The following is a 21,799-nucleotide window of genomic DNA, read 5'->3' as shown; positions in this document are numbered from 1 at the left end:
AGCGCTTGTAGCGCTTTTGGGGTTGGTTGCTTGTGGGGGCAGCCGGTCTGCGGCCAATCGAGGATATGTTCCCGTGGTGCAATTCGCATCGGGGCCAATTCAGAAAGCCTGTCAGGCACAGGGGCGCAAGCAGGCTTCTCGGGCGAGGTGCGGATGTGTGCAGGCGGTGGCAAACCGCGAGTTGTCCGCCGCGGACCAGCGCAGGGGCGTGAAATATTTCAAGGATCCACATGCCCTACAGGAAGTCCGCCAGAATCAGGACAGCAATGCGAGTAACAAGAGGTTCTGGGCGGCGTGGAAGGCTTTTGGCGCGCGCGCGGAACAAATCTGTTCCGGCGTCTAGGCGCGCGGCGTATTTTTCAGGGAAGGTTCGGAAACCTTGTTCGCTTTCGGGTGGCAGGCGACCTAGTGGGTATTGATCGGCGGACCGAAGCGATTGATCAGCCGTTCGGCGATCTGATCGCGGGCGGCGCGGAACTGGATCAGTTTCGCCTCGCGAGTCTCACCCAGCCCCGTAGGGTCGAGGATGGGCCAGTATTCTACGTCGAGGTGGAAGTAACGGGTCAATTCCAGGGCGCGGTGCTGGCTTGCCGATGAAAGCGCGATGACAAGATCAAAGGACGAAAGGTCATCGCCCCATTGTTCCATTTCATCAAAACTGCGGGAACGGTGGCGGGCAAGTTCAACGTCGATTTCCGCACAGACCGCGATGGAAAAGCCGTCGATTTCGAGATCATTACGCACACCTACGGACTGCACATAGGTGTCTGTGCCGTAGAATTTCTTCATGATGCCTTCGGCCATGGGCGAGCGTACTGCGTTGTGATCGCAGCAAAAAAGGACCGATTGGGGCAGTGGCGTGCTCACTCAGCCTCCGAAATGCAGAACACAGATCAGGGTAAAGAGGCGCCGCGCCGTGTCAACGTCGATCTCGGCCTTGCCCTCAAGGCGTTCCTGCAGGACGCGGGAACCTTCGTTATGGATTCCGCGTCGTGCCATGTCGATGGTTTCAATCTGGCTTGGGGGGAGTTTCTTGACAGCGTCAAAATAACTTTCGCAGATCTGGAAATAGTCCTTGACCACTTGGCGAAAAGGACCAAGCGAGAGGTGGAATTCGGCCGCTTTTTCCGAAGTTTCGGTGGCGACATCAAAGACCAGGCGTTTGTCGCGGATCGACAGGCCAAGGTGGTAGGGCCCTTGCGGGACAGGACGATCGGACTTGGTTGGCAGGACAAAGGTATTGTCCTCAAGCAAATCAAAGACCGCAACTTTGCGTTCCTGCTCAATCTCCGGTGTGGGCGGTGGCAGGCCGGCGTCGTCGAGGTCGATATGGCTGATGCGGGACATCGGCGCATCCTTTTGTTGGCGCGATTGACCGAGAGATACGCCAGTGCTGTGGCGAAAGCAATGCTGCATCGCAGCATCACCTGAAGATTTGCCTCAGCCGTTCAATTTGTCGAGGCGCAGGGTGACGGACAGCCCATGTGCCTGCAGACCTTCGGAGCGTGCGAGGCGTTCGGCAGCGGGACCGATGGCATGCAATGCGCCCGGGGTCATCCGCGCCAGTGTGGTCCGTTTCATGAAGTCGAGGACCGATAGACCCGAGGAAAAGCGCGCAGAGCGGGCAGTGGGCAAGACATGGTTCGGCCCTCCGACATAGTCACCAATGGCTTCGGGCGTCCATTGGCCAAGAAAAATCGCGCCTGCATGAGTGATTTCCTGGCTCAGGGCCTCAGGATCGGCAACGCAGAGTTCGAGATGTTCCGGGGCGATGCGGTTTGAGAGGACAGCGGCAGTGGCAAGGTCGGGCACGGTAATGATGGCCCCGTAATCACGCCAGCTGGGAGCGGCAATGGCCCGGCGTTCGAGGGTTTGCAGGTGTTTGCCCACAGCCTGTGCCACCTGGGCACCGAAGGCCGCATCGGTCGTGATCAGGATACTCTGGGCGCTTTCGTCATGTTCGGCTTGTGACAGGAGATCAAGCGCGATCCAATCTGGATCATTATCTGCATCCGCGATGACGAGGATTTCGGAAGGACCGGCGATCATGTCGATTCCGACCTTGCCAAAGACACGGCGTTTCGCGGCGGCGACAAAGGCATTGCCTGGGCCGGTAATTTTGTCGACAGGCAAGATTGTTTCTGTGCCATAGGCAAGGGCTGCGATCGCCTGGGCACCGCCGATGCGGTAGATTTCATCAACGCCGGAGATATGGGCGGCCATGAGGACAAGCGGGTTGAGGATGCCGTCGGGGGTTGGCACGACCATGGCGAGGCGCCCAACGCCCGCGACTTTGGCGGGGATGGCGTTCATCAGGACGGAACTGGGATAGCTGGCGAGGCCACCTGGGACGTAGAGGCCCGCAGCGGAAACCGGGGTCCAGCGCCAGCCGAGGGTAGCACCTGCGTCGTCGGTCCACTCAACATCTTCGGGGAGTTGTCGTTCATGGTAGGCGCGGATGCGGTTGGCGGCGAGGTCGAGAGCGGCCTTGTCTGCGCTGCTGACCTCATCCAACGCCTTTGCGATTTCTTCGGGGGTGATGCGGAGGGTTTCGGACGTTAGCGTGATACGGTCAAATTTGGCGGTGAGGTCGATCACGGCGGCGTCGCCACGGCGGCGCACATCCGCGATGATGTCTGCGACCACGGCATCCACATCCGGGCTGTCTTCGCGTTTGGCGTTCAGAAGGGTGACAAATGCTGCCTCGAAACTGGCAGCTGTCGCATCGAGTGTGACGGGCATTTTGAAAGGGCGCTCCAAAAGTCGGTATATAAGGCCAAAAAGAGAAACATCACGACGAGGGGTTTGGTGTTACCTCAACCCTGGCGCGCTCAGCGGGGTCAGTCCGGGTGCTGCGGCAATTTCCTGGAGGGGGCGGCGTAGGGTCTGGTGACGTCTTTGAGCGATACATCAATGGCCTCGACCTTCAAACGGATCGCCCCGTCCCCCGCGAAGGTCAGGGTCAGGAAACCCGAGGGCGCATCGGTCTCTTCAAAAGAGAGCGACAGCAGGGACAGGACGGTATCCACATCCCCCTTGGGCACATCCTGGCTGGCGACGCCCTGTACGGTCTGGAAGATCAACACGGATTGCACGCGTTCGGGTGCATGGCGGGTCTTGCCCTGATCCTCCCAGCGGACGCGGTTCAGCAGCAGGGCAAAGCGATTTGCCTTGCGGTCCCAGCGCATTTCCGAGGCGGGGAAGACAGCGTCCTGCACCAGGGATGAAATGACCGCGAGATCATCTGCATCCAATGCGCCAAGATTCAGCGGGGCTTCGCGGCCATCCTCGAAGCGGGCGTCCTGTGTCATGTGTCCTTGATCCGTTCTATGTTTGCGCCGACGCCGCGCAGTTTGGCAACTACATGTTCGTATCCGCGATCGAGATGATACACACGGGCGACCCTGGTTTCATCCTCTGCGGCCAGTCCCGCGAGAATAAGCGAGACAGAGGCGCGCAGATCCGTGGCCATGACCGGGGCACCCTTGAGCTTCTTGACTCCCGTGACGGTTGCCGTGCCGCCGTGCACCTCGATGTCGGCCCCCATGCGGATCAGTTCCGGCGCATGCATGAAACGGTTTTCGAATATCTTTTCTTCGAGAACCGATGTGCCGTCTGCTGTGCACAGCAGTGCCATCATTTGCGCCTGAAGATCGGTTGGAAAGCCGGGAAAAGGTTCGGTGGTGACATTGACGGCGCGTATGTTGCCGTTCTTGCGGGCGACGGTCAGGCCCCTTTCGGTTTCGCTGACGGTGATGCCCGCCTCGTCCAGCTTTTCGCAAAAGGCCGCCAGCAGGTCGATGCGCCCGCCCAGCAACTCGACCGTGCCGCCACAGATTGCAGGGGCCAGCATATAGGTACCCAGTTCGATCCGGTCGGTGACCACACGGTGGGTGGCACCATGCAGGCTATCAACGCCCTGGATGGTGATCGATTCGCTGCCGTCACCGTCAATCTGCGCGCCCATGGCCCGCAGACAGGTGGCAAGATCAACGATTTCCGGTTCACGCGCGGCGTTATTGATGACGGTGGTGCCTTTGGCGAGGGTGGCCGCCAACATGATGTTTTCGGTGGCCCCAACGGACGCGAAAGGGAAGTCGATGACCGCGCCCTTCAACCTGCCGCCCTGGGCTTTGGCATGCAGATAGCCGTCGCGCAATTCGATGTCCGCCCCCATGCATGCCAATCCGTCGGTGTGAATATCCATCGGGCGGGCCCCGATGGCACAGCCACCAGGCAGCGACACTTCGGCATGGCCCTCACGCGCCAGCAAAGGACCAAGCACAAGATTGGAGGCCCGCATTTTGCGCACGATGTCGTAATCGGCATGGGTGTTGATGGCGCCGTGGCTCGACATGGTAAGAACCTTGCCGTCCTGCAAATTGGTCACCTCGGTGCCAAGTGACCTGAGCAGTTCGGTCATGGTGCGGATATCGCTGAGGCGTGGCGCGTTGGTCAGCGTCAGCGGTTCCTCACTGAGCAATGTCGCAGGCATCAAGGTAAGGCAGGCGTTCTTTGCCCCCGCGATCGGGATTTCGCCCTGCAGCGCTTTGCCGCCTTTGACCAGAATTGAATCCATTCTAACTGCTTTCCTCGGTTGCCCCTTGGGCGCTTTTGTTGACCGCTGCCCTGCCGCGTGCCTGTTGCTTGCGTCGGCCCATATTGGCCTTAAGCGCAGCTTTCAACCGCTCTTCACGGGCTTGCGCCGGGGTTTTGGGCGTCGGAGTTTTGGGTGGTTGGGGTATCTTGCCTTGTGCCATGGCGCCTGTCTAACGCAGGGCATGGGGCGCGTCCAGATTTCGGTTGCAGTGTTTTTGGTTTGGCGCTATTTGCCCCGCTAACGTCGCTGTAGTAGCTCAGTGGTAGAGCGCGTCATTGGTAATGACGAGGTCGGGAGTTCAATCCTCCCCTACAGCACCATTCAGACGTCAGATCCATACATACTACACGAAACGCCGTTTTGTCCGGGGCAACACTGTGTGTCTTTGCCGCTTTTGCAAGCGTTCATGGCGGCACAACCGAATCCAAGCACGAGGCCCGCGTCAGCTCCACAAGTTTTTACACATCCAGGTGGCCTTGGCCGCTTCCGATTTTGGCGGTGTGGGGCTGCTGTCTGCTCACCCCTTCGGCGGCCAGCGAGAGCCTCGGTGAATTCGACAGGCCGTCTTTGGTTAGAATACCCTGACAACGGTCACCCCCTCGACGAGCGAAAACTGACGTCGCACAGCAGTGTCAATCAAGAGAGCCGCGTTGCACGACGAGTAAACCTATCGCGGATCACAGGTGCAGCAGACTGGACGAATTGATGCTGTGTAACTATCGTTGAAAGGTGTCATGTCAAAAGTCGCGCGTTAAAATAATTCCGCCAGCGAAAAATTTGATCCAATTTCTTATGGAGTATGGCTCTTGAAGTCAGCTAGATATTTTCTCATCAGGATAATTTTCCTGATGCTTTTCCCAACTACCGCATTTGCCGGTAGCGACCGTATTGCCTTAGTCCTTGGCCTTGGCGCCTATCAAAAAATCGAGACCCTGAACAATACCCGGAATGATGCCAGGGTGATTGCGGAAACTTTGGAAGAAATAGGCTTTGATGTGACTGTTGGCATCGATACGAGCGCTATCCAGATGCGCGAGATGCTGAACGAATTTGCATTCCGCTCTGAACTTGCTGATCTGGCGTTGATCTATTTTGCAGGGCACGGTGTGGAGGTACAAGGCGAAAACTTTTTGATTCCAACCGATGCGGATCCAAAATCCAATCTGGATATTCAGAAGCAATCCGTTTCACTCAAACATTTACTTGCTGCCGTGGACCATGCCCGTAAGATGCGCATCGTGATCCTTGATAGTTGTCGAAACAATCCTTTTGGCGATGAGATCAATCTGGATGCAGCACAAACCAACGGCGTGTCGACATCAGGTGGAATGGCCCCTGCAAATCCTGATCGTGGCACAATGGTCGCGTTTGCAGCCAAAGATGGTCAGGTCGCCTTGGACGGCGTCGGTGGAAACAGCCCGTACGCGCGCGCACTGATAAGCAAAATGGCCGAGCCTGGGCTTGAGATCAGCCTTATGTTTCGTCAGGTCCGCGATGTTGTCCTGCGCGAAACCCGAAACCTTCAGGAACCTCATACCTATGGTTCCTTGTCAGGCACACCGTTTTACCTTGCGGGGTCCTCCACTGGCGAAACCGCGTCGACAGCGGCCTCTCCCGGTACGGAATGGTCAAAGGTACGCCCTGATCAGGAACAGCAGATGGCAGCGTTGGCGGCGCTGGGGGACACACGTTCCATGCTGGGGCTGGCCTACATTCACCTCAATCCAGACGACAAACGCTTTGATCTAGATGAAGCAATTGGATTTCTGGAGCGCGCTGTCGAGGAGGGGTCTCCCGAGGCGCAGATGGAATTGGCGAAGCTTCTGGAGAAAGGCATCGGCGTTCCCATTGATCAGGCAAGAGCCTTAGCGCTTTACCAACAAGCGGCTGATCAGGATTATGCCGATGCAATAAACGATCTTGGCTGGATGTATTACCAAGGTGGTTTGGGATTACGTGCAGACAAAGAAAAAGCCCTCGAATTATTTGGTCGAGCAGCAGATTTGAGACATTCTCAGGCCATGTTCAACTATGCAGCGTTGATCGACGACAAGCTTGTCGCGGACAAAGGCCCCGGCGATGCCGCCGGATACCTTTACGCTTCGCTCAGAACCGGGAGCCAGGACGTCCTGGATCTGTTGTTGGAGCGGCCTACCATGTTTTCGCTCGAAACACGGCGCGAACTGCAAAAGAAACTGCAGGAGTTCGAATTTTACGCAGGCACCATCGATGGCGATATTGGACCCGGAACCAGACGTGGCATTCGCGCGGCTTACGGGCTGAATTGATACCATTACCGTTGATGTCTCCGGCCTGTTCTCAACTTGAACGCAACAATACTTTGTTAGAGCTGACCGCAGCCGCGATACGTTGATAATGCACGGATTTTGTTGAACTTGAACTGGCAGACCGCAGAAGTTTTGTCGAAGCTTCTTCCAAAATTGGAATGGCCTGACGTTTTACTCTGGCCAAGCTTTGCGGTTTCACCGGAGTGAGCGCACGCTTGTGCAATTTGCGGCCATTGGATTTGTCTTTCACTTGAATACGCGGCTTTGTGCTGTCTCGATTTGATTGAACCAAGGCGTCTAGCTGGTCTGCGGTATCAAGCAATACCGTGCGAGCTTCTCCGTAATCGCCACGTTCTGCAAGTTTTTTCGCCGTCTCGCGGTAGTTCAGAGAAAGACAATCGATCTCATAGGCTCCGGGTGTCTTTTCACAAAGATCCGCGCCCTTTTCTAACTGGCTCAGGATTGCATTTGTTGCGCTCGTCGAAGCAGTGCTGACGCCGGCCGCAGCGCCCGTATCACTCGGTCCCTCTCCGGGCTCGTCGTCTTCACCAGTAATGTTATCAACGGGTTCAGGATCAGGCACAACCTGATCAGGGACAACAAACTGCGCAAGAATAGCTTCTTTGGATAGATGGAGCGCCCTTGCTGAGTTGTCCGCGTTGCGCACCGCAGGTGTCGCTGTGGTAGCATGGAGGGCCGTGGCCAATGAGACTGTCAATACCAAGCCGATGCCGACCCCCAATTTGAAGTTATCTTCCAAGAGCTTTCTCCTTGTTTGAACTGTCGATTCCGATGCTTTAGCGGCTGAATTGACTTGTTTCTTAATCCAGAAGGCGGGTCGAAAGAGCCTCGCGCTTCTTTTTCAAATATTGTGTATGGTCGCATATTTCTGTCGCGGGACGATGACCTCAGCCCTTTGGACAGGATACATCGCCTATGCGACCTCGAATGGGTTTTCCAAAACGCCAATCAACGGCATGAGGAATTCTCCACTCTCTGCGCCAAGCGCCGCGAGATGAAAAACGTCGATCGCCGCGACCGCCGCAGTGACACTACCCTCTGATCCATCAAAAACAGCCATCGCTGCAGAGGCATTGTCAACGTCAGACAACCCCTGATGCAAAGAATAGTAGGCACCAATATCTGTCTTGTTTGATATGAAATTCTGATCCGCCAATTGCTGATCTATAAAGCTCTGATCTGCAGTTGGGTCAGGCGCAGCCTTGGCACCAGCCAAAATTTCCAAAATGAATTGATCACGGCCAACACCGCTATCAGGATTGCCCAAGACACCCACCCAGAAATCAAAACCCGCTTGGTCGGGGATGCGACCCAATACGTTGTTGTATACGGCTGTCGCAAAGTCCGCGGTTGATAGGCTTTCCGGATAAAGGCCTCGTGTTTCATCTTGATCAATGAAGAGCGATGCTATCTCACTCAGTGACGTACCATTTGCCAAGGCTGTTCCCCAGAAATGCAGTCCAACTGCATCTGGTGCGCGGTTGAAATATGCAACGTAGAGTTCGATAAGACTTACAAAATCGCTTTCAGAGAGGCTTGTTGCGCCTGCAAATATGCTGAGGTCGAAAGGCCCATCAAAAAGATCGTTATCAAAGTCGAGAAATTCAATCGCTGACAACTGATCCGTGCCATTTTCACCTGCACGCCTGTCCTCGATTGTCGTTCCGGAAGTCGAAAGTGTGAGCGTGTAGCTCTCCTGTGAACCGGAATAGATCGCGGTATCAATGCCGTCGCCACCGTCAATTGTGTCGTTCCCGGCACCACCGTCGATTGTGTCATTGCCCGCCTTACCATCGAGTAAATCATCTCCCACGAGCCCTTCCAGCCGATCCGCGCCCGCAGTACCGATCACCCCCCCGTTCCCAGGCGAGCCACCTTGACCAGTGTCCATGCCAAAATCGATGACAAGGCTGTTTGATGTAGTTGTGAACGACAGCTCTGTTGTAGCGGCTGCCGCACCATCCCCATTGAAGGTGGTAAGTGTGTCCGCATCCGCTTCGAAGAAATGAACAGAGAAGGACGCGCCGACCGTTAGACTGGCACCGCTGATCAATTCAGCGCTCAAGCCCTGCAGGTCAGCCAGCGACTCTGCAATGATGAACATGGTGCCGTCCAGATTAACCGACCCCGTGAAGGTGTATGTATCGTAGACGAAACCTCCAGCACCGGTTTCCGCCGCATCAAAACCCACACTGGCTGCGCTCGTTGCACTGGCGTGCGTCAGGTCACCCTCAATGACGACCGCCTCAACACCAGATGAACTGCGCAACAGCCCCTCTTGGGTGAGGTTTGCGTCAAGCCGCCCGCCGCTGTTCAGATCGAGGATGCCGCTGTTTACGACAGTGTTGCCGCGTAACAGGCCGCCATTGCTGATCGTGACAGTGGCGTCACCGCGGGGTCCATCCTCGATATTCTGGGAAAAAATAGCCGTCGCGCCGAAATCAAAGATGCTTCCCGCACCATCGACATTCACGGCACCGGTTGATCCCGCCTCTTGTGCAACGATCAAGGTTCCGGTTTCGTCGTTGGTAATCACCCCGCCATCCAGCACGTTGATTGTGCCGTTAGAGCCAGCTTCGCGACCGGCACGGGTAATGCCGGTGGCACCAGAGCCGTCATCAACGTTCTGGGCACCATCAATGGCTATCGTTGATCCGGCACCAGTTACGGTAAGTATTCCATTGCTGCCATCATTTCTTCCAACCTGAAAACCGGGATAGTCACCACCATCCCCAATAATGGTAATGTCTGCCCCGTCGCGAAGAGTGAATGTTCCGTCTGCATCGCGCCCAACTTGTAAAAAGGCACTATACTGAGGAGTGACCTGCGAACCTGATAATATCAGGCTTGTACCTTCGCCTTCGAAAATAGTTTCAGCCGATCCAAATAGACCGCTGGAGAAAAACAATGCTTCAACATCAGCGCCATCAGAAACAATAAATTGGGAGTCCCCGCCGTTTCTGCCTATTTCAATGAACCCTTGTTCGGCGAATAATCTCGTGCCCTCACCTGTAATAATTGCTGCCGCTTGACCGCCGTCCCGATCGCCGCCCCCAGACAGTTGCATGCCCCCACCGTGTTCGCTTCCCGCGAGGAGGTTGAACTCTGCACCATCGCGCAAAATGAATACGCCACGCCCGCCCTCTTCGGCGATGCGCATGAAACCTTGCGATATATTTTCAGCGCCTGTCCCCACATTTACGGTCGTACCAGCGCCTTCAACGATTAGAGTGCCATTTGCGGTAGCACCTTCGATCCCGTTCGCATCACCCAAACCAACATATTGGTGTATGTTAACTACGGCCCCATCGCGAATAATGGCTAACCCATCTGCTGAGCGATTGGTGGTCGTGTCGGTTGTGCCGTCACCTGGCCTCTCAACTTGGCCGACGGTCATATCACCATATCTTCCACCTGAAGGAAGAACCACCGAAAGGGTCGTTCCGGAACCCTCCACAATCAAGGTGCCATCAACACTCTGGCCACCGGGCCAGATGTCTGAACCGCTTACCAGAGAACCGCTTTCAACAAATGCTCCCCAGTTTCTTCCAACCGAAACTCCGGCACCTTCGGCCGGATTTGTTTGAGCAACAGTAACCTGCGCTCCGTCGCTGATGAAAAACGTCGAAACCACGTCACTTCCATCGCCAGCGACGAGTCTGAGCTGAGCACTGCTGCTATCCTGACCGGGAAGCATCAGGCTGGCTGCTGGGCCAGAGATCGAAACGATGTCATTGGACGCTCTTGACGCTCCAAAGTCATCGCCAACAATCACATCGGCATTTCGGGCAATGAATATGCCCTCAGAGGTTAATGGAAAAGCACCGACATCGTTGATTGTTGTCAATGAAAACAAACCCTGCGCAGTGGAAGAACTATCGCCAGTTTCAGTTTCGAAATAAAAGTCTTGAAAGAAAATACCTTCTGGGCTGTTCACGCCAGGATCAGCGGGAAGACCCAGATCCACCTCACCACCCGCCGCCAGAATATCCAATTGCTCAGTTGTTAATGCCATTTCATTTCCCCTAAACGCATCAAATAATAAAAAATATTTTGTAGACAGCTTAGGGCCATGATTAGATTTGACGCAAGAGCGGACTGAATGGCCCAAATTTGTAGACGATTTCTTCGCTGATTTTAAGGCAAGACGAAAGGCAAGTTCGTGGCGGGCATCGCCCCGATCTTAAGGGCGCAGGATGTATTGTTGCGCTGCTTTCCCGCTGGCGGGTTTTACGCATGGATTGAGAACCGGCCAGGCCACCGGGGGCGTGAAGATCCCGCAAGACCGAGTGGCCCGAACCAGAGCGCGAGGCTTGCCCGTTTGCCGGGCATTCGCACTGAGATCGAAAATAACCAGCTACATGGCGGTCAGGGCGGAATACTGTCGGTCGTCATTGATGACACATTAGACCGACAGTTTGATGTGGCAGCGCCAGACATGGCCTGGGTGTCAGACGGTGCCAACCCCAAAACCTATGAGGGTTCCTCTGCCCGGCCGCGGTCATCCATCTCAATTCACGAGCTGTCATCGGATGGATCACGCAATCAACTCAGTCCACTGACCTGGTGTAGAAAACCCTTCTTATGGCGGCTGGGTGACACAAGCCCAAGCAAGGGGCCCTGATCCACACCGTCCAAGACCATAATACACAGGCCGGGTTTGGGCGGCCTTCCTGCGTGCGCACAGCATCACGCATTCCATGAGCAGGCAGGGCAATTGCCATGACAACGGCGATTGCTGCCGTTTGTCGATTTCGAACACCAGCAGCATGATGTGAACCAGGAAGGTGCCCGGAAACCAGGGGCTATTCAGTTAGCGTTTTTTCCAATATCGTGAATCAGGTTTTAGCGGAGCGAATTATCATGATTTTCAAATTCTTTACAGTCGCCCTTGTCGGCACTTCTCTTGCCATTTTGCCAGCCCAAGAGGCCAAGGCCGATGCCGGTGATTTCATTGCCGGTGCCATCATCGGCGGCATCGTCGGGGCAAATGCCAATAAACAGCGCACCCAGAAACGGACCTACAAAAAGTCCTACAAAAAGCCCGCCCGGGCGCGGATCCCAGCGACTCAGGAAGGCCGCAATATTCAAGCGTCGCTGAATTATTTCGGGTTCAACGCGGGTACCGTCGATGGCCAGTTGGGCCGCAAGACCCGCGATGCGGTTTCACAGTATCAAGCCTATCTGGGCTATCCGGTGACAGGCCAGTTGTCAGCATTCGAGCAAAACCTTCTGACCTCAAGCTATAACCGTGCGCAGGCTGGAGGCTACGCCGTGCAGCAACAGGTCGCAGCTACACCTGATGGCACACGCGGGTTGCTGAAAGCCTATCGGGCCGAGATGGCCGGGCAGTCGCCTGCTGGAAACTTTGCCCCCCAGACCACGGTCGTTGTTACCCCGCAGGTCGTGCCGCAGCCGGCACCAGTCGCCCAATCGACGACGACAGTCATGGCCGCCGCGCCGCTGGCCGGTGTTGCCGGTCTGGCAGCCGCGATTGCGCCGGCACCAGGCCTGCCCAGCTTTCTTGACACGGGATCATTGGCATCACATTGCAACACCGTATCGTTGATCACCAATACCAACGGCGGCTTTACCACAGTCGCCAGCATGAGCGATCCGAATGTTGTACTGAATGAACAGTTCTGCCTTGCACGGACCTATGCGATTGCCAAATCGGAAGAGTTGGTCAGCCAGGTTCAGGGTTTCACACCCGATCAGATCGCAGCCCAATGTGAAGGTTTTGGTCCGGCAATGACGCCCCATGTTGCGTCACTCTCGCAGAAACCGCGCGAAGCGATCATGGCTGATGTGTCTTCGTTCGTGGCGACCACGGGCATGTCGCCTGCACAGCTCAGCGGTACGGCCCGGATCTGCATGGGAGTGGGTTATCGGACCGACAACATGAATGTTGCTGTGGGTTCTGCCCTGTTGCTCTATGCGATGGGCGAAGGGGTCTACGGCGAATTGATGGGGCACCACCTGAGCCAGGGTTTTGGCACTGCCAAAAACGCAGAAATGGCACGCGGATGGTACGCAGCGGCGTTGCAGGCGGCGGACAACGGATCTGCAGCTGTCTTTGTACCAGGTCAGCCAGAGCGCACCGAGTTGATCCGCATCGCAACCCAGCGCATGTCCGGTTCGCCGGTTGGTTTGCCCAAGCCACAGGCTGCATCATCGGTGGGCGCGTTACCGACGTTCTCGATCTCTGAATAGGGTTATTGCTGGCCGGGCCGTTGCCCGCACGATGATCGAAAATGCCTGGCTCACCTCAGCCATTCTGGACTGATTGCCCTGTCTGAAGCGCGCGCAGAGGCACCGCTGCGCCGGGTGGCGACGCCAGTTTGGTTCAGGTGGCGCAATGCGCGCAGCGCCGCCTGCCGGATCGGTGGGCGCTTAGGCCGGGGGCGTTCCGCCCTCGCCAATGTCCCAGAACAGGCCGGCCATCAGCCGGAGCGCATCATGGCTGAGTGATTTCAGCACATGTTCGTCCGGTGCGTGCTGCGAACAGCCGCGATAGGAATGCGGGATCCAGACCGTTGGCAGGCCAAGGATGTCGGTGAAACTGTCGTTTGGCAGGGACCCTGCGAGGTTTGGCAGGACATGGGGCGGTTTGCCTGTGCTACGCTGGATGGATCCGATGACAAAACCGACCCAGGGATGTTTCGGATCCAGCCGGGTTGCGGCAAAAAAACCGCGGTCGTGAGGCCGGATCTTGATTGCCTCAAAGCCATGGGCATCAAGATGACGGCGCAGTGCCGGGAGAATGTCCTGAGGGTTTGTACCGACGACATAACGCAGTTGACAGGTCGCGCGTGCAGATGCGGAAATGGCATTGACCGGTGCATCGGGAACGCCGCTGGTCATTGCCAGAACGGCAAAACTGTTCCAGCCGTAGACGCGTTCTGCGAGGGTGAGGCTTTCTTCTCCCCATTCCGTGTCGACCTCGGGACCATCCCCGCCTGTGACGGGAAGACCGTCCAAGGCTTGACGTACATCGTCGGTCAGGCTGTCGGGACGCCATTCGGCGATTTGGATTTGCCCGCGCCGATCCGTGATCGTTGCCAAGGCATGGGCCATGATCAACGCAGGATCCGCCAGCAGGCCGCCCCAGTTTCCAGAATGGTGAGCCCCTTCGCGCAGGGTCAGTTCGAGGTCAAAGGTCACGCCACCGCGTGATCCCATAAAGATGGTCGCGACATCAGGCTGCAGACGCGGCCCATCCGAGGCGATCAGGACATCAGCGGTCAACCGGTCCTTGTGGCTGCGAAAGACATCGGCAAGCCCGCTTGAGCCGACTTCCTCGCTCATTTCCAGTACAATGCGGACATTGAAGCCAAGACTGCCGCGCACGGCCAGAACGGCCTCAAGGGCTGCGATATTGATCAGGTGTTGCACCTTGTTGTCGGCAGTGCCGCGCCCGTAAAGGCGATCCCCCTCCTCAACCAGTTGAAACGGTGCCAGCCCCTCGCGCCACATCCCCTCTTGTGCGCGGATGACGTCACCATGGCCATAGGTGAGGATGGTAGGCAGGTTTTCTGCCTCGTGGCGTTCACCGATCAAAAGCGGCCCGCCGCGCGGATCGGGGTTTTCCAGTATCTCGGTGCTGAAACCAATCTTTTCCAGACGGGGCTGGATCACCTCGACCAGATAGCGGCGCAAAGCGGGTGCGGCATCTGGAATCTGGCTTTCGGTCGGGTGCGAAACCAATGTTGCAAGTTCGGATTGGAAAGTGCCTTTTTCAAAATAGTCGGTGACGGCCTCAATGGCGGAGTCGCGAGTCATAACCTAGTCCTCTTGTTCTAATGCAGTATCGCCCCAGGGCGACATGATCTCGGTACAGCCGGTGTTGACCTCGCCGTCGCGCATCACGCCTGCCGGGCAGGCAAAGGCATAGGGAAAGACGCTGCGTGGGGTGGTGACCACCTCATGAGCGGCACGCAGGCGGTCCAGTATCTCGGGGGTGTGGGCGGCGTCCGCGACCACGTGCTTGCCACCGGATACATCAATGCGCGGGTGGTGAAATGCGGCACCCACATCCATGCCGAAATCCACGACGAACGAAGACATTTGCGTCATGGCCGACACGATCTTGCGCCCGCCTGACGCACCAAAGGCAAAACGTCGCGACCCGGTTTCACCCAACACTGGGCATACGTTCATCAAGCAGCGTTTGCCAGCACCAAGCGAGTTCGGGCGTCCCTGCACCGGATCGAACCACATGATACCATTGTTCATCAGGAAACCCGTCGAGGGCGATACGACACGGCTGCCGAAAATCGACAACAGTGTCTGGGTCTGGGCCACCATATTGCCATCACGGTCCACGACCGAGAAATGCGTGGTCGACCCAGGGGCTGCGGGGCTTTCACCATCGTCCCCCATGGTGCCCAACCGCGCGGCATAGGCTGAATCGAGGCCGGCCGCATAGGCCGCAAATGCCTCAGGCTTGTTGCTGAGATCGTGTTTTTCGATTTCCGACAGGGCATGCGCAAAGGTGGGGCCGGCGGTCAGGCCGTCCATCACATGAAACCGTGCATCACGGTACGAAAAGCTGAGGGGGGTCTGTACGTCGGCGTGGTAGGCGGTCAAATCCTCGCGGCTGAGGTACCCACCCTTGTCCTGGATGTCACGGGCCATGGCGGCACCGACATCGCCGTCATAAAGCGCACGCGCCCCCTCGCGAGCGATGGCATCGAGGCTGTCGGCCATTCTGGACTGGTTCAGACGCTTTTCCGCCAAAGCGGTCCATCCTGAAATTGTCGGCCATTGCCCATCTTCGAGAAACAGCGCCGCCGCATCGGAATCCTGTGCCAACATCCGCGTCACCGAGGCAATGCAGAGGGCGGCGTACCAGTCCACCTGCATTCCCTGTCGGGCATGGGCCACTGCCGGAGCAACAAGGTCGGCCCAGGGGAGTTTGCCAAAGCGTTCATGCACCTGACCGAGTCCGTCCACGACACCAGGCACGGCAATTGCCTTGGCACCTTGAACGTTCACGTCGCCAACGACCTGTTCCCATGGGAAAAGATCACCGGCAATACCGGCACCGGAAAGTGGAAAATCCTCAACCCGCAGATCTCTGGGCGCTCGCATGCCATGGTTAACCGCGACCGCCTTGCCCTGATCCGCGCGCCAGAGCATCATTGCCCCGCCGCCGGCCGGACCACTCATCCAAGGCTCAAGTACCCCGATTACAAACGAGGTCGCAACCGCCGCATCAACAGCGTCGCCACCGGCGCGCAGGACCTCTGCCCCCGCCTCTGCCGCAAGGCGGTGCTGGGCGGCGACGACGCCGCCTTTGGTTTCAATAACCGTTTTGGTGGTCTGGAGCGAGCGGGACAGGCTTGAAGCCATGGTGGAATTCCTTTGGTCGTCAGGCGGTGAAATCTGCGCTGTACATCGGGCTGTCGGGATCATGCAGGTGGCATTCGACATGACCACCCTTGCGCAGGACGGGGCGCGGTGCCTTGTTCTTGCAATGGTCCGTGGCCAGAGGACAACGCGGATGAAAATGACAACCCGAAGGCGGTGCGATCGGGTTTGGGTAAGCGGCACCCAGCTGCGTATCGGGGACACCTTGGGAAGGATCAGGTGTCAGAACCGAATTCAACAGGGCGCGCGAATAGGGGTGACGCGGTGCCTCGAAGAGATCGGCGGCTTGGGCCTCTTCGACGATGCGACCCAGATACATGACCGCCACACGGGTCGCCAGATGTTCCACCACTGCCAGATCGTGGCTGATGAAAAGATAGGTCAGGCCGAATTCCTCGCGCAGCTCGTTGAGCAGGTTAAGGATCTGGCTTTGCACCGATACGTCCAAAGCGGAGGTGGGTTCGTCGCAAATCACGATTTCAGGGTGCATGATCAGGGCGCGGGCAATGGCGACGCGCTGGCGCTGTCCGCCCGACATCTGGCTGGGATAGGTGTTAAGGACACGCGCGGGCAGACCTACAAGTTCAAGCGTTTCGCGCACCTGCTTGGCGCGGCTGGCCGCATCCCCGATGCCATGAACCCGCAGTGGCAAGGACACGATGTCTGCAATGGTCTTGCGCGGGTTCAGGGAGGAATAAGGATCCTGGAAAATCGGCTGGATGCGGCGCGCCAGTGCCAGGCGGTCCTGCCCTGCGATTTGTGCCCCTTCCACCAGCACCTGCCCTTCGGTCGGAGCCTCAAGACCCAGCAGGATCTTGGCAAGGGTGGATTTTCCGCAACCGGATTCACCTACAAGGCCCAGCACCTCGCCCTTGTTCAGCGTCAAGGAAACATCATTCACCGCTTTCAGCGGCTTCGATTTGCCGAACAATCCCTGTTTGACGTGATAAACCTTTGCGATTTTTTTCAGTTCAAGGACTGGCGCTGTCATGTCATCTCTCCTTCGGCGGAGGCTGCGCCATCAGGGTAGATGCACAGGAATTCGTGCGGCGCGGCACCCTGTTCGGGGATCGCCCCACGGCAAGCATCGACGGCATGGGGGCAACGGGTGCGAAAGGCGCACCCCTGCACCGCACCGACCAGTGACGGGACAATGCCCGGAATGGTCCCGAGCGGTTGGCCACGTTCGGTCTTGCCCGGTTGCGGGATGCAGCGCAGCAGGCCGCGGGTATAGGGGTGCATCGGCGTGCCGAAGACATCACCCGCAGGGCCGGTTTCCACCAGTTCCCCGGCATACATAACGCCCACCTTGTCAGCGACACGGGCAACAACGCCAAGATCATGGGTGATCAGGATCATTGCGACATCCATTTCTTTCGTGAGGTCCACCAGCAGGCTGAGAATTTGTGCCTGAATGGTGACATCCAAGGCCGTTGTCGGTTCATCGGCAATGATAAGCTCGGGTTCGCACATCAAGGCCATTGCAATCACCACTCGTTGGCGCAGCCCCCCGGATAACTGGTGCGGATATTGGCCTAGACGGCTTTCGGCGGCGGTGATGCCTACCTTTTCCAAAAGTTCCACTGCGCGCGCGCGCGCCTTTTCGCGGCTGACGTTACGGTGCAGGCGCATGGCTTCGCTCAATTGGTCACCAATGGTATAGGCCGGGTTGAGCGAGGTCATAGGCTCTTGAAAGATCATTGCGATGCGGTCACCGCGCAGGGCACGCATCTGTCGCTTGGAAGCTGTCGTCAGTTCAATTCCATTGAAATCCAGCTGATCCGCGCTGCGCTGGATGTTCTTGTCCAGCAAACCCATGATCGCTAGCGAGGTCAGCGATTTGCCTGACCCGCTTTCCCCCACGATACAAAGCGTTTCGCCGCGGTGCAGATCAAAGTCGATGCCGCGTACGGCGTGCAGGACGCCACTGGGCAAGGGGATGTCCAGCGTCAGACCGCGCACGCTGAGCAATGGTGTTTCTGTGTGTCTGGTCATCATCAGCTCCGGCTATCGGGGGCGGTCACATCACGCAGGCCGTCGCCCATCAGATTGATGGCCAGCACCAGTACAAACAGGACAACACCGGGGATCAGGACCAGCCAGGGCTCAAAGAGCATCATGTTCTTGCCTTCACTGACCATGAGGCCCCAACTTGGTGTCGGTGGCTGTACGCCGAGCCCGAGGAAGGAAAGGGTCGCCTCCAGCAGGATCGCATGTGCCATTTCCAGCGTGACGATCACGATCAGGTTGTTGACGATGTTCGGCATGATTTCCGACAGGACAACCCGTGTTGTTGAGGCACCGATGGCCTGTGCAGCGGCGACATATTCGCGCCGCCGCACCTGCAGCGTCGAGGCACGCATGACGACCGCAAAACGATCCCATAGCAAAAGACCCAGAACGCCGATCACAACCTGGAGAGATCCGCCCAGAATGGCGACAACGGCAAGCGCCACCAGGACGACCGGCATCGCCAGCCGCACGTTGATCAAGAAGGTCACCACGGCATCCACCTTGCCGCCGAAATAGCCGGCAGCGACGCCCATGGCGGTCCCGATGGTGCCGGAAATCATCGCGGCCACCAAACCGATCAGCAACGAAACCCGTGCGCCATAGATCAAGCGCGACATGTAATCACGGCCAAGATGGTCGGTACCCAGCGGATGCTCCCAAGTCCCGCCCAGAAAGACCGGTTCGATCATCCTGCTGCCCAAACTTTGTTCATAGGGGGAATGTGGGGCCAGCAATGGCGCAAAGACCGCCACCAAAACCAAAAGGAAAACCACAAACAGACCGAAAATCAATCCTTTGTGGCCGGTGACTCGCTTGCGCAAGATCTGGCGCGGAGTCGGCCCTGAAATCTCTTCCAGCAGTGGATCGATGGTTTGTTGCACCGTCATGTCAAGAACTCCTCATCCGGGGGTCGAGCCAGGCGTTCAGCACATCTGCCAGAAAGGTGAAGATGATATAGAACATCGAGAAAATCAGGATCAGGGCTTGCACGGTCGGCAGATCGTTGCGCGCGATGCTCTCCCATGCGAGGTAGCCTGCACCATGCAATGCGAAGACGGATTCAACCACGATGGATCCCCCCAGCATGAATCCCATCTGGACCGCCGCGAGGCTGACCACCGGAATGATTGCATTGCGCAGGGCGTGTTTGAACATGACGCGCCCTTCGCCGGCGCCTTTCGCACGTGCTGTCCTGATGTAATCAGAGCTCAAGACCTCAAGCATCCCGGCACGTGTCAGGCGCATGATCGCCGGCATTGCATAATAACCAAGTACAATTGTCGGCATGATAAAGTGACGCCATGTCGTTGCCCCCGAAGGCGGCAGCCAGCCAAGTTTGATCGCAAAGACGACGATCAGGATCAGACCGAACCAGAAGCTGGGCATTGCCTGTCCGGCCACCGAAAGGAACAAGGCGACGCGGTCGATGATGGAATTGGGTCGGATTGCGGCAGCAACCCCCAGAGGCACCGCCGTCAACAAGGCAAAGGTAATGCCGCAGACACCCAAGGTCATCGTCACGCTGAGACGGTCGGCAATCAGGCTCGCCACCGGAAGTTTGAAATAATAGCTTTCGCCAAAATTGCCCTGAAGCGCCTGCACAAGCCATTCACCGTATTGCACCAGCATCGGTCGGTTGAAGCCGTATAATACGCGGATCGCCTCGACATCCTCACCGCTGGCGGTTTCGCCAGCCAGGGCCGCTGCGGGATCTCCTGAAAGGAAAAGCAGGGAAAAGCTGATGAAACTTACTGTGAAGGCCACAAGAATCGCGAGGCCCAGCCGTTTGAGAATAAATGGCAGCATGGGCTGCAGCCTCCTTGCCGGTATGTGCGGAAATCATCGCGTCAAAGGAGACCCGCCCGAACCGTTGCAAACTGGCTTCGGGCAGGTCAGTTGTATTACTTCCAGCTCATGTTGGTGAAACGCAGCACCTCATCCGCCGTGGGCGTATAGTCTACGTCCTTGTTGGTCACATAGTTGGTGTTGTAGCTGAACATCGGTGCCCAGTAGGCTTGCTCCGCAATCCGATTCAGCGCTTTGGAATAAAACTCCTTGCGCTTCTCGGGATCGTTTGACTGGTCCGCGACATCCAACCATTCGAGCACCTGATCATCGCGCGTGGAATCAAGGCTGCCGTGCTTGAAAAACTGGCTGACCATGGCCGATGCATCATTGATCGAATAGCTGCCCCATGTCTGGAAGGTCAAAGGCACCTCACCCTTCATGTTCAATTCACGCAAAGCGGAATATTGCAGCATCTTGAAGTCCGTCTTGATGCCAACAGCGTTCAGAAAGCTCGTAATCGCTTCGGCATAGTCGCGGTCCCGGTAGGCGTAGAATTCGGTTTCGAAACCATCAGGGTAGCCGGCTTCAGCAAGCAATGCCTTGGCTTTTTCAGGGTCGTAGGGATATTCCGTCACGTTCTGGTCGCAGCCGAACTGGCTGGGGAAACAGGGTGTCCAGACGACCTTGGACTTCCCTTTCAACAGGTTGTCGACCAATGCATTGCGGTCGATCGCATGGTTGATGGCCTGACGCACCTTGAGGTCCTTGAACGGATTCGGATCCATGCTGGAGCGGCCTGCCGCATCCATCGCCAGATACCCGACACGCATGGTGGATTCGTTGGTGACAACAAACTGGTCGCCCATTTCCGACAGTTTTTCCGCCTGATCCGCCGGCACCTGCCAGATCAGATCAAGAGAACCGGAAAACAGCTCTGCGATCTGGGTGTTCACATCGGGGATCGTGCGGATGTCAATGGTGCCGATGCTGGGCTGGCCCTTGGGGCTGTCGTGATAATTTTCGTTCTTTTCCAGAACAAAATGCTGTCCGGGAACCACTTCAACCACCTTGTAAGGACCGGTTCCGACAGGTTTCAAACCCATTCCGGAGGGGCCAACCTCGGCATAATAATCCGACGGATACATCGAGACAGGACCGGACAGGAATTCAATCGCAGCAGGGAACACATTTTTGGTTTTGATCCGCACGGTAAAATCATCGACTTTCTCTGCGGATTCCATCCAGTTCACGTTGCGCTGTGTTTTGACGCCGTTCTCTTCCTTGGCAACAAAATTGACAGTGGCGACCACATCATCGGCATCAAAAGCATCGCCATTGTGAAAGGTCACACCCTCTCGCAGCTTGAGTTCCAGCGTCTTGTCGTCGATCCATTTCCATTCGGTGGCAAGGTTGCCCTTGTACTCATTGGTGATCGGATCACGATAGATCAGCCCGTCCCAGATGGCACGCTGCAGGACGACGCCTTCGCGCGAGGAGTTGAAATAGCTGTCAACGTTTTCCAGCTCTTTTGTATAGGCAACACGCAGGGTGTCGTTTGCCTTGTCGGCAAGCGCGACACCGGTGGCCGACACCGACATTGCCAGGGCAATGGCTGTTGTTCTCAGGAAATTGATCGTCATTTGGTCCCCCCTGCGGCAGCATAGCGCGGCCGCTGCAATTAAGTGTATTTACCGAGAAGCGAGTATCATATAGTGAT

Annotated in this window: 16 protein-coding genes and 1 tRNA gene; 3 read left to right on the top strand and 14 right to left on the bottom strand. The window is 57.1% G+C overall.

Features of this window, described 5'->3' with window-relative positions:
* Positions 1–405: 405 nt before the first annotated feature.
* From OS190_RS12660 to murA, 5 genes are all read right to left on the bottom strand, one after another.
* Complete coding sequence (locus tag OS190_RS12660) at positions 406–867, bottom strand: arsenate-mycothiol transferase ArsC (RefSeq protein ID WP_267159066.1); 462 nt, start codon at positions 865–867, stop codon at positions 406–408.
* Entirely contained in the window at positions 868–1,416 is a 549-nt protein-coding gene (locus OS190_RS12655) for a UPF0262 family protein (protein ID WP_267159065.1), read from the bottom strand.
* 24 nt (positions 1,417–1,440) lie between these two features.
* A complete protein-coding gene (gene hisD, locus OS190_RS12650; RefSeq protein WP_267159064.1) occupies positions 1,441–2,742 on the bottom strand; it encodes a histidinol dehydrogenase in 1,302 nt (433 codons plus the stop codon).
* Between the two features lie 98 nt (positions 2,743–2,840).
* A complete protein-coding gene (locus tag OS190_RS12645) occupies positions 2,841–3,311 on the bottom strand; it encodes a DUF2948 family protein (RefSeq protein WP_267159063.1) in 471 nt (156 codons plus the stop codon).
* On the bottom strand, positions 3,308–4,579 hold the full coding sequence (gene murA, locus OS190_RS12640; protein WP_267159062.1) for a UDP-N-acetylglucosamine 1-carboxyvinyltransferase: 1,272 nt from the start codon (positions 4,577–4,579) through the stop codon (positions 3,308–3,310). Before murA ends, OS190_RS12645 begins: the two co-directional genes overlap by 4 nt.
* A gap of 266 nt (positions 4,580–4,845) precedes the next feature.
* Here murA and OS190_RS12630 point away from each other — a divergent pair.
* A tRNA-Thr gene (locus OS190_RS12630) sits at positions 4,846–4,920 on the top strand.
* 528 nt (positions 4,921–5,448) lie between these two features.
* Positions 5,449–6,888, top strand: coding sequence for a caspase family protein (locus OS190_RS12625; RefSeq protein ID WP_267159060.1), 1,440 nt, complete (start codon positions 5,449–5,451; stop codon positions 6,886–6,888).
* Positions 6,889–6,919: 31 nt separating this feature from the next.
* Here OS190_RS12625 and OS190_RS12620 read toward each other — a convergent pair whose 3' ends face one another.
* Positions 6,920–7,648, bottom strand: coding sequence for a hypothetical protein (locus tag OS190_RS12620; protein WP_267159059.1), 729 nt, complete (start codon positions 7,646–7,648; stop codon positions 6,920–6,922).
* Positions 7,649–7,822: 174 nt separating this feature from the next.
* Positions 7,823–10,924 carry a beta strand repeat-containing protein gene (locus tag OS190_RS12615; protein WP_267159058.1) on the bottom strand — a complete coding sequence of 1,034 codons (3,102 nt, stop codon included), beginning with the start codon at positions 10,922–10,924 and terminating at the stop codon, positions 7,823–7,825.
* A gap of 848 nt (positions 10,925–11,772) precedes the next feature.
* On the opposite strand from OS190_RS12615, the gene OS190_RS12605 reads away from it, so the two are divergent.
* Positions 11,773–13,122: a peptidoglycan-binding domain-containing protein gene (locus OS190_RS12605; protein WP_267159057.1), complete on the top strand. Its 1,350-nt coding sequence runs from the start codon at positions 11,773–11,775 to the stop codon at positions 13,120–13,122.
* A gap of 180 nt (positions 13,123–13,302) precedes the next feature.
* Here OS190_RS12605 and OS190_RS12600 read toward each other — a convergent pair whose 3' ends face one another.
* From OS190_RS12600 to OS190_RS12570, 7 genes are all read right to left on the bottom strand, one after another.
* A complete protein-coding gene (locus tag OS190_RS12600; protein ID WP_267159056.1) occupies positions 13,303–14,691 on the bottom strand; it encodes a M20 family metallopeptidase in 1,389 nt (462 codons plus the stop codon).
* Between the two features lie 3 nt (positions 14,692–14,694).
* Positions 14,695–16,263, bottom strand: coding sequence for a gamma-glutamyltransferase family protein (locus tag OS190_RS12595; protein WP_267159055.1), 1,569 nt, complete (start codon positions 16,261–16,263; stop codon positions 14,695–14,697).
* A gap of 19 nt (positions 16,264–16,282) precedes the next feature.
* Positions 16,283–17,272, bottom strand: a complete 990-nt coding sequence (locus OS190_RS12590; RefSeq protein WP_267159054.1) for an ABC transporter ATP-binding protein — start codon at positions 17,270–17,272, stop codon at positions 16,283–16,285.
* The gene (locus tag OS190_RS12585; protein ID WP_267159053.1) at positions 17,269–18,276 is read right to left on the bottom strand and encodes an ABC transporter ATP-binding protein; all 1,008 of its coding nucleotides are present in this window, start codon (positions 18,274–18,276) and stop codon (positions 17,269–17,271) included. Before OS190_RS12585 ends, OS190_RS12590 begins: the two co-directional genes overlap by 4 nt.
* A gap of 2 nt (positions 18,277–18,278) precedes the next feature.
* Positions 18,279–19,181, bottom strand: a complete 903-nt coding sequence (locus tag OS190_RS12580; protein ID WP_267159052.1) for an ABC transporter permease — start codon at positions 19,179–19,181, stop codon at positions 18,279–18,281.
* A gap of 1 nt (position 19,182) precedes the next feature.
* A complete protein-coding gene (locus tag OS190_RS12575) occupies positions 19,183–20,100 on the bottom strand; it encodes an ABC transporter permease (RefSeq protein ID WP_267159051.1) in 918 nt (305 codons plus the stop codon).
* Between the two features lie 95 nt (positions 20,101–20,195).
* Positions 20,196–21,680, bottom strand: a complete 1,485-nt coding sequence (locus tag OS190_RS12570; protein ID WP_267159134.1) for an ABC transporter substrate-binding protein — start codon at positions 21,678–21,680, stop codon at positions 20,196–20,198.
* Positions 21,681–21,799 lie beyond the last annotated feature (119 nt).

This window comes from Sulfitobacter sp. F26204, assembly GCF_026410305.1.
GTDB lineage: Bacteria > Pseudomonadota > Alphaproteobacteria > Rhodobacterales > Rhodobacteraceae > Sulfitobacter.
Note: the sequence above shows the minus strand (reverse complement) of the source record. Positions and strands in the feature narration are given on the sequence as shown.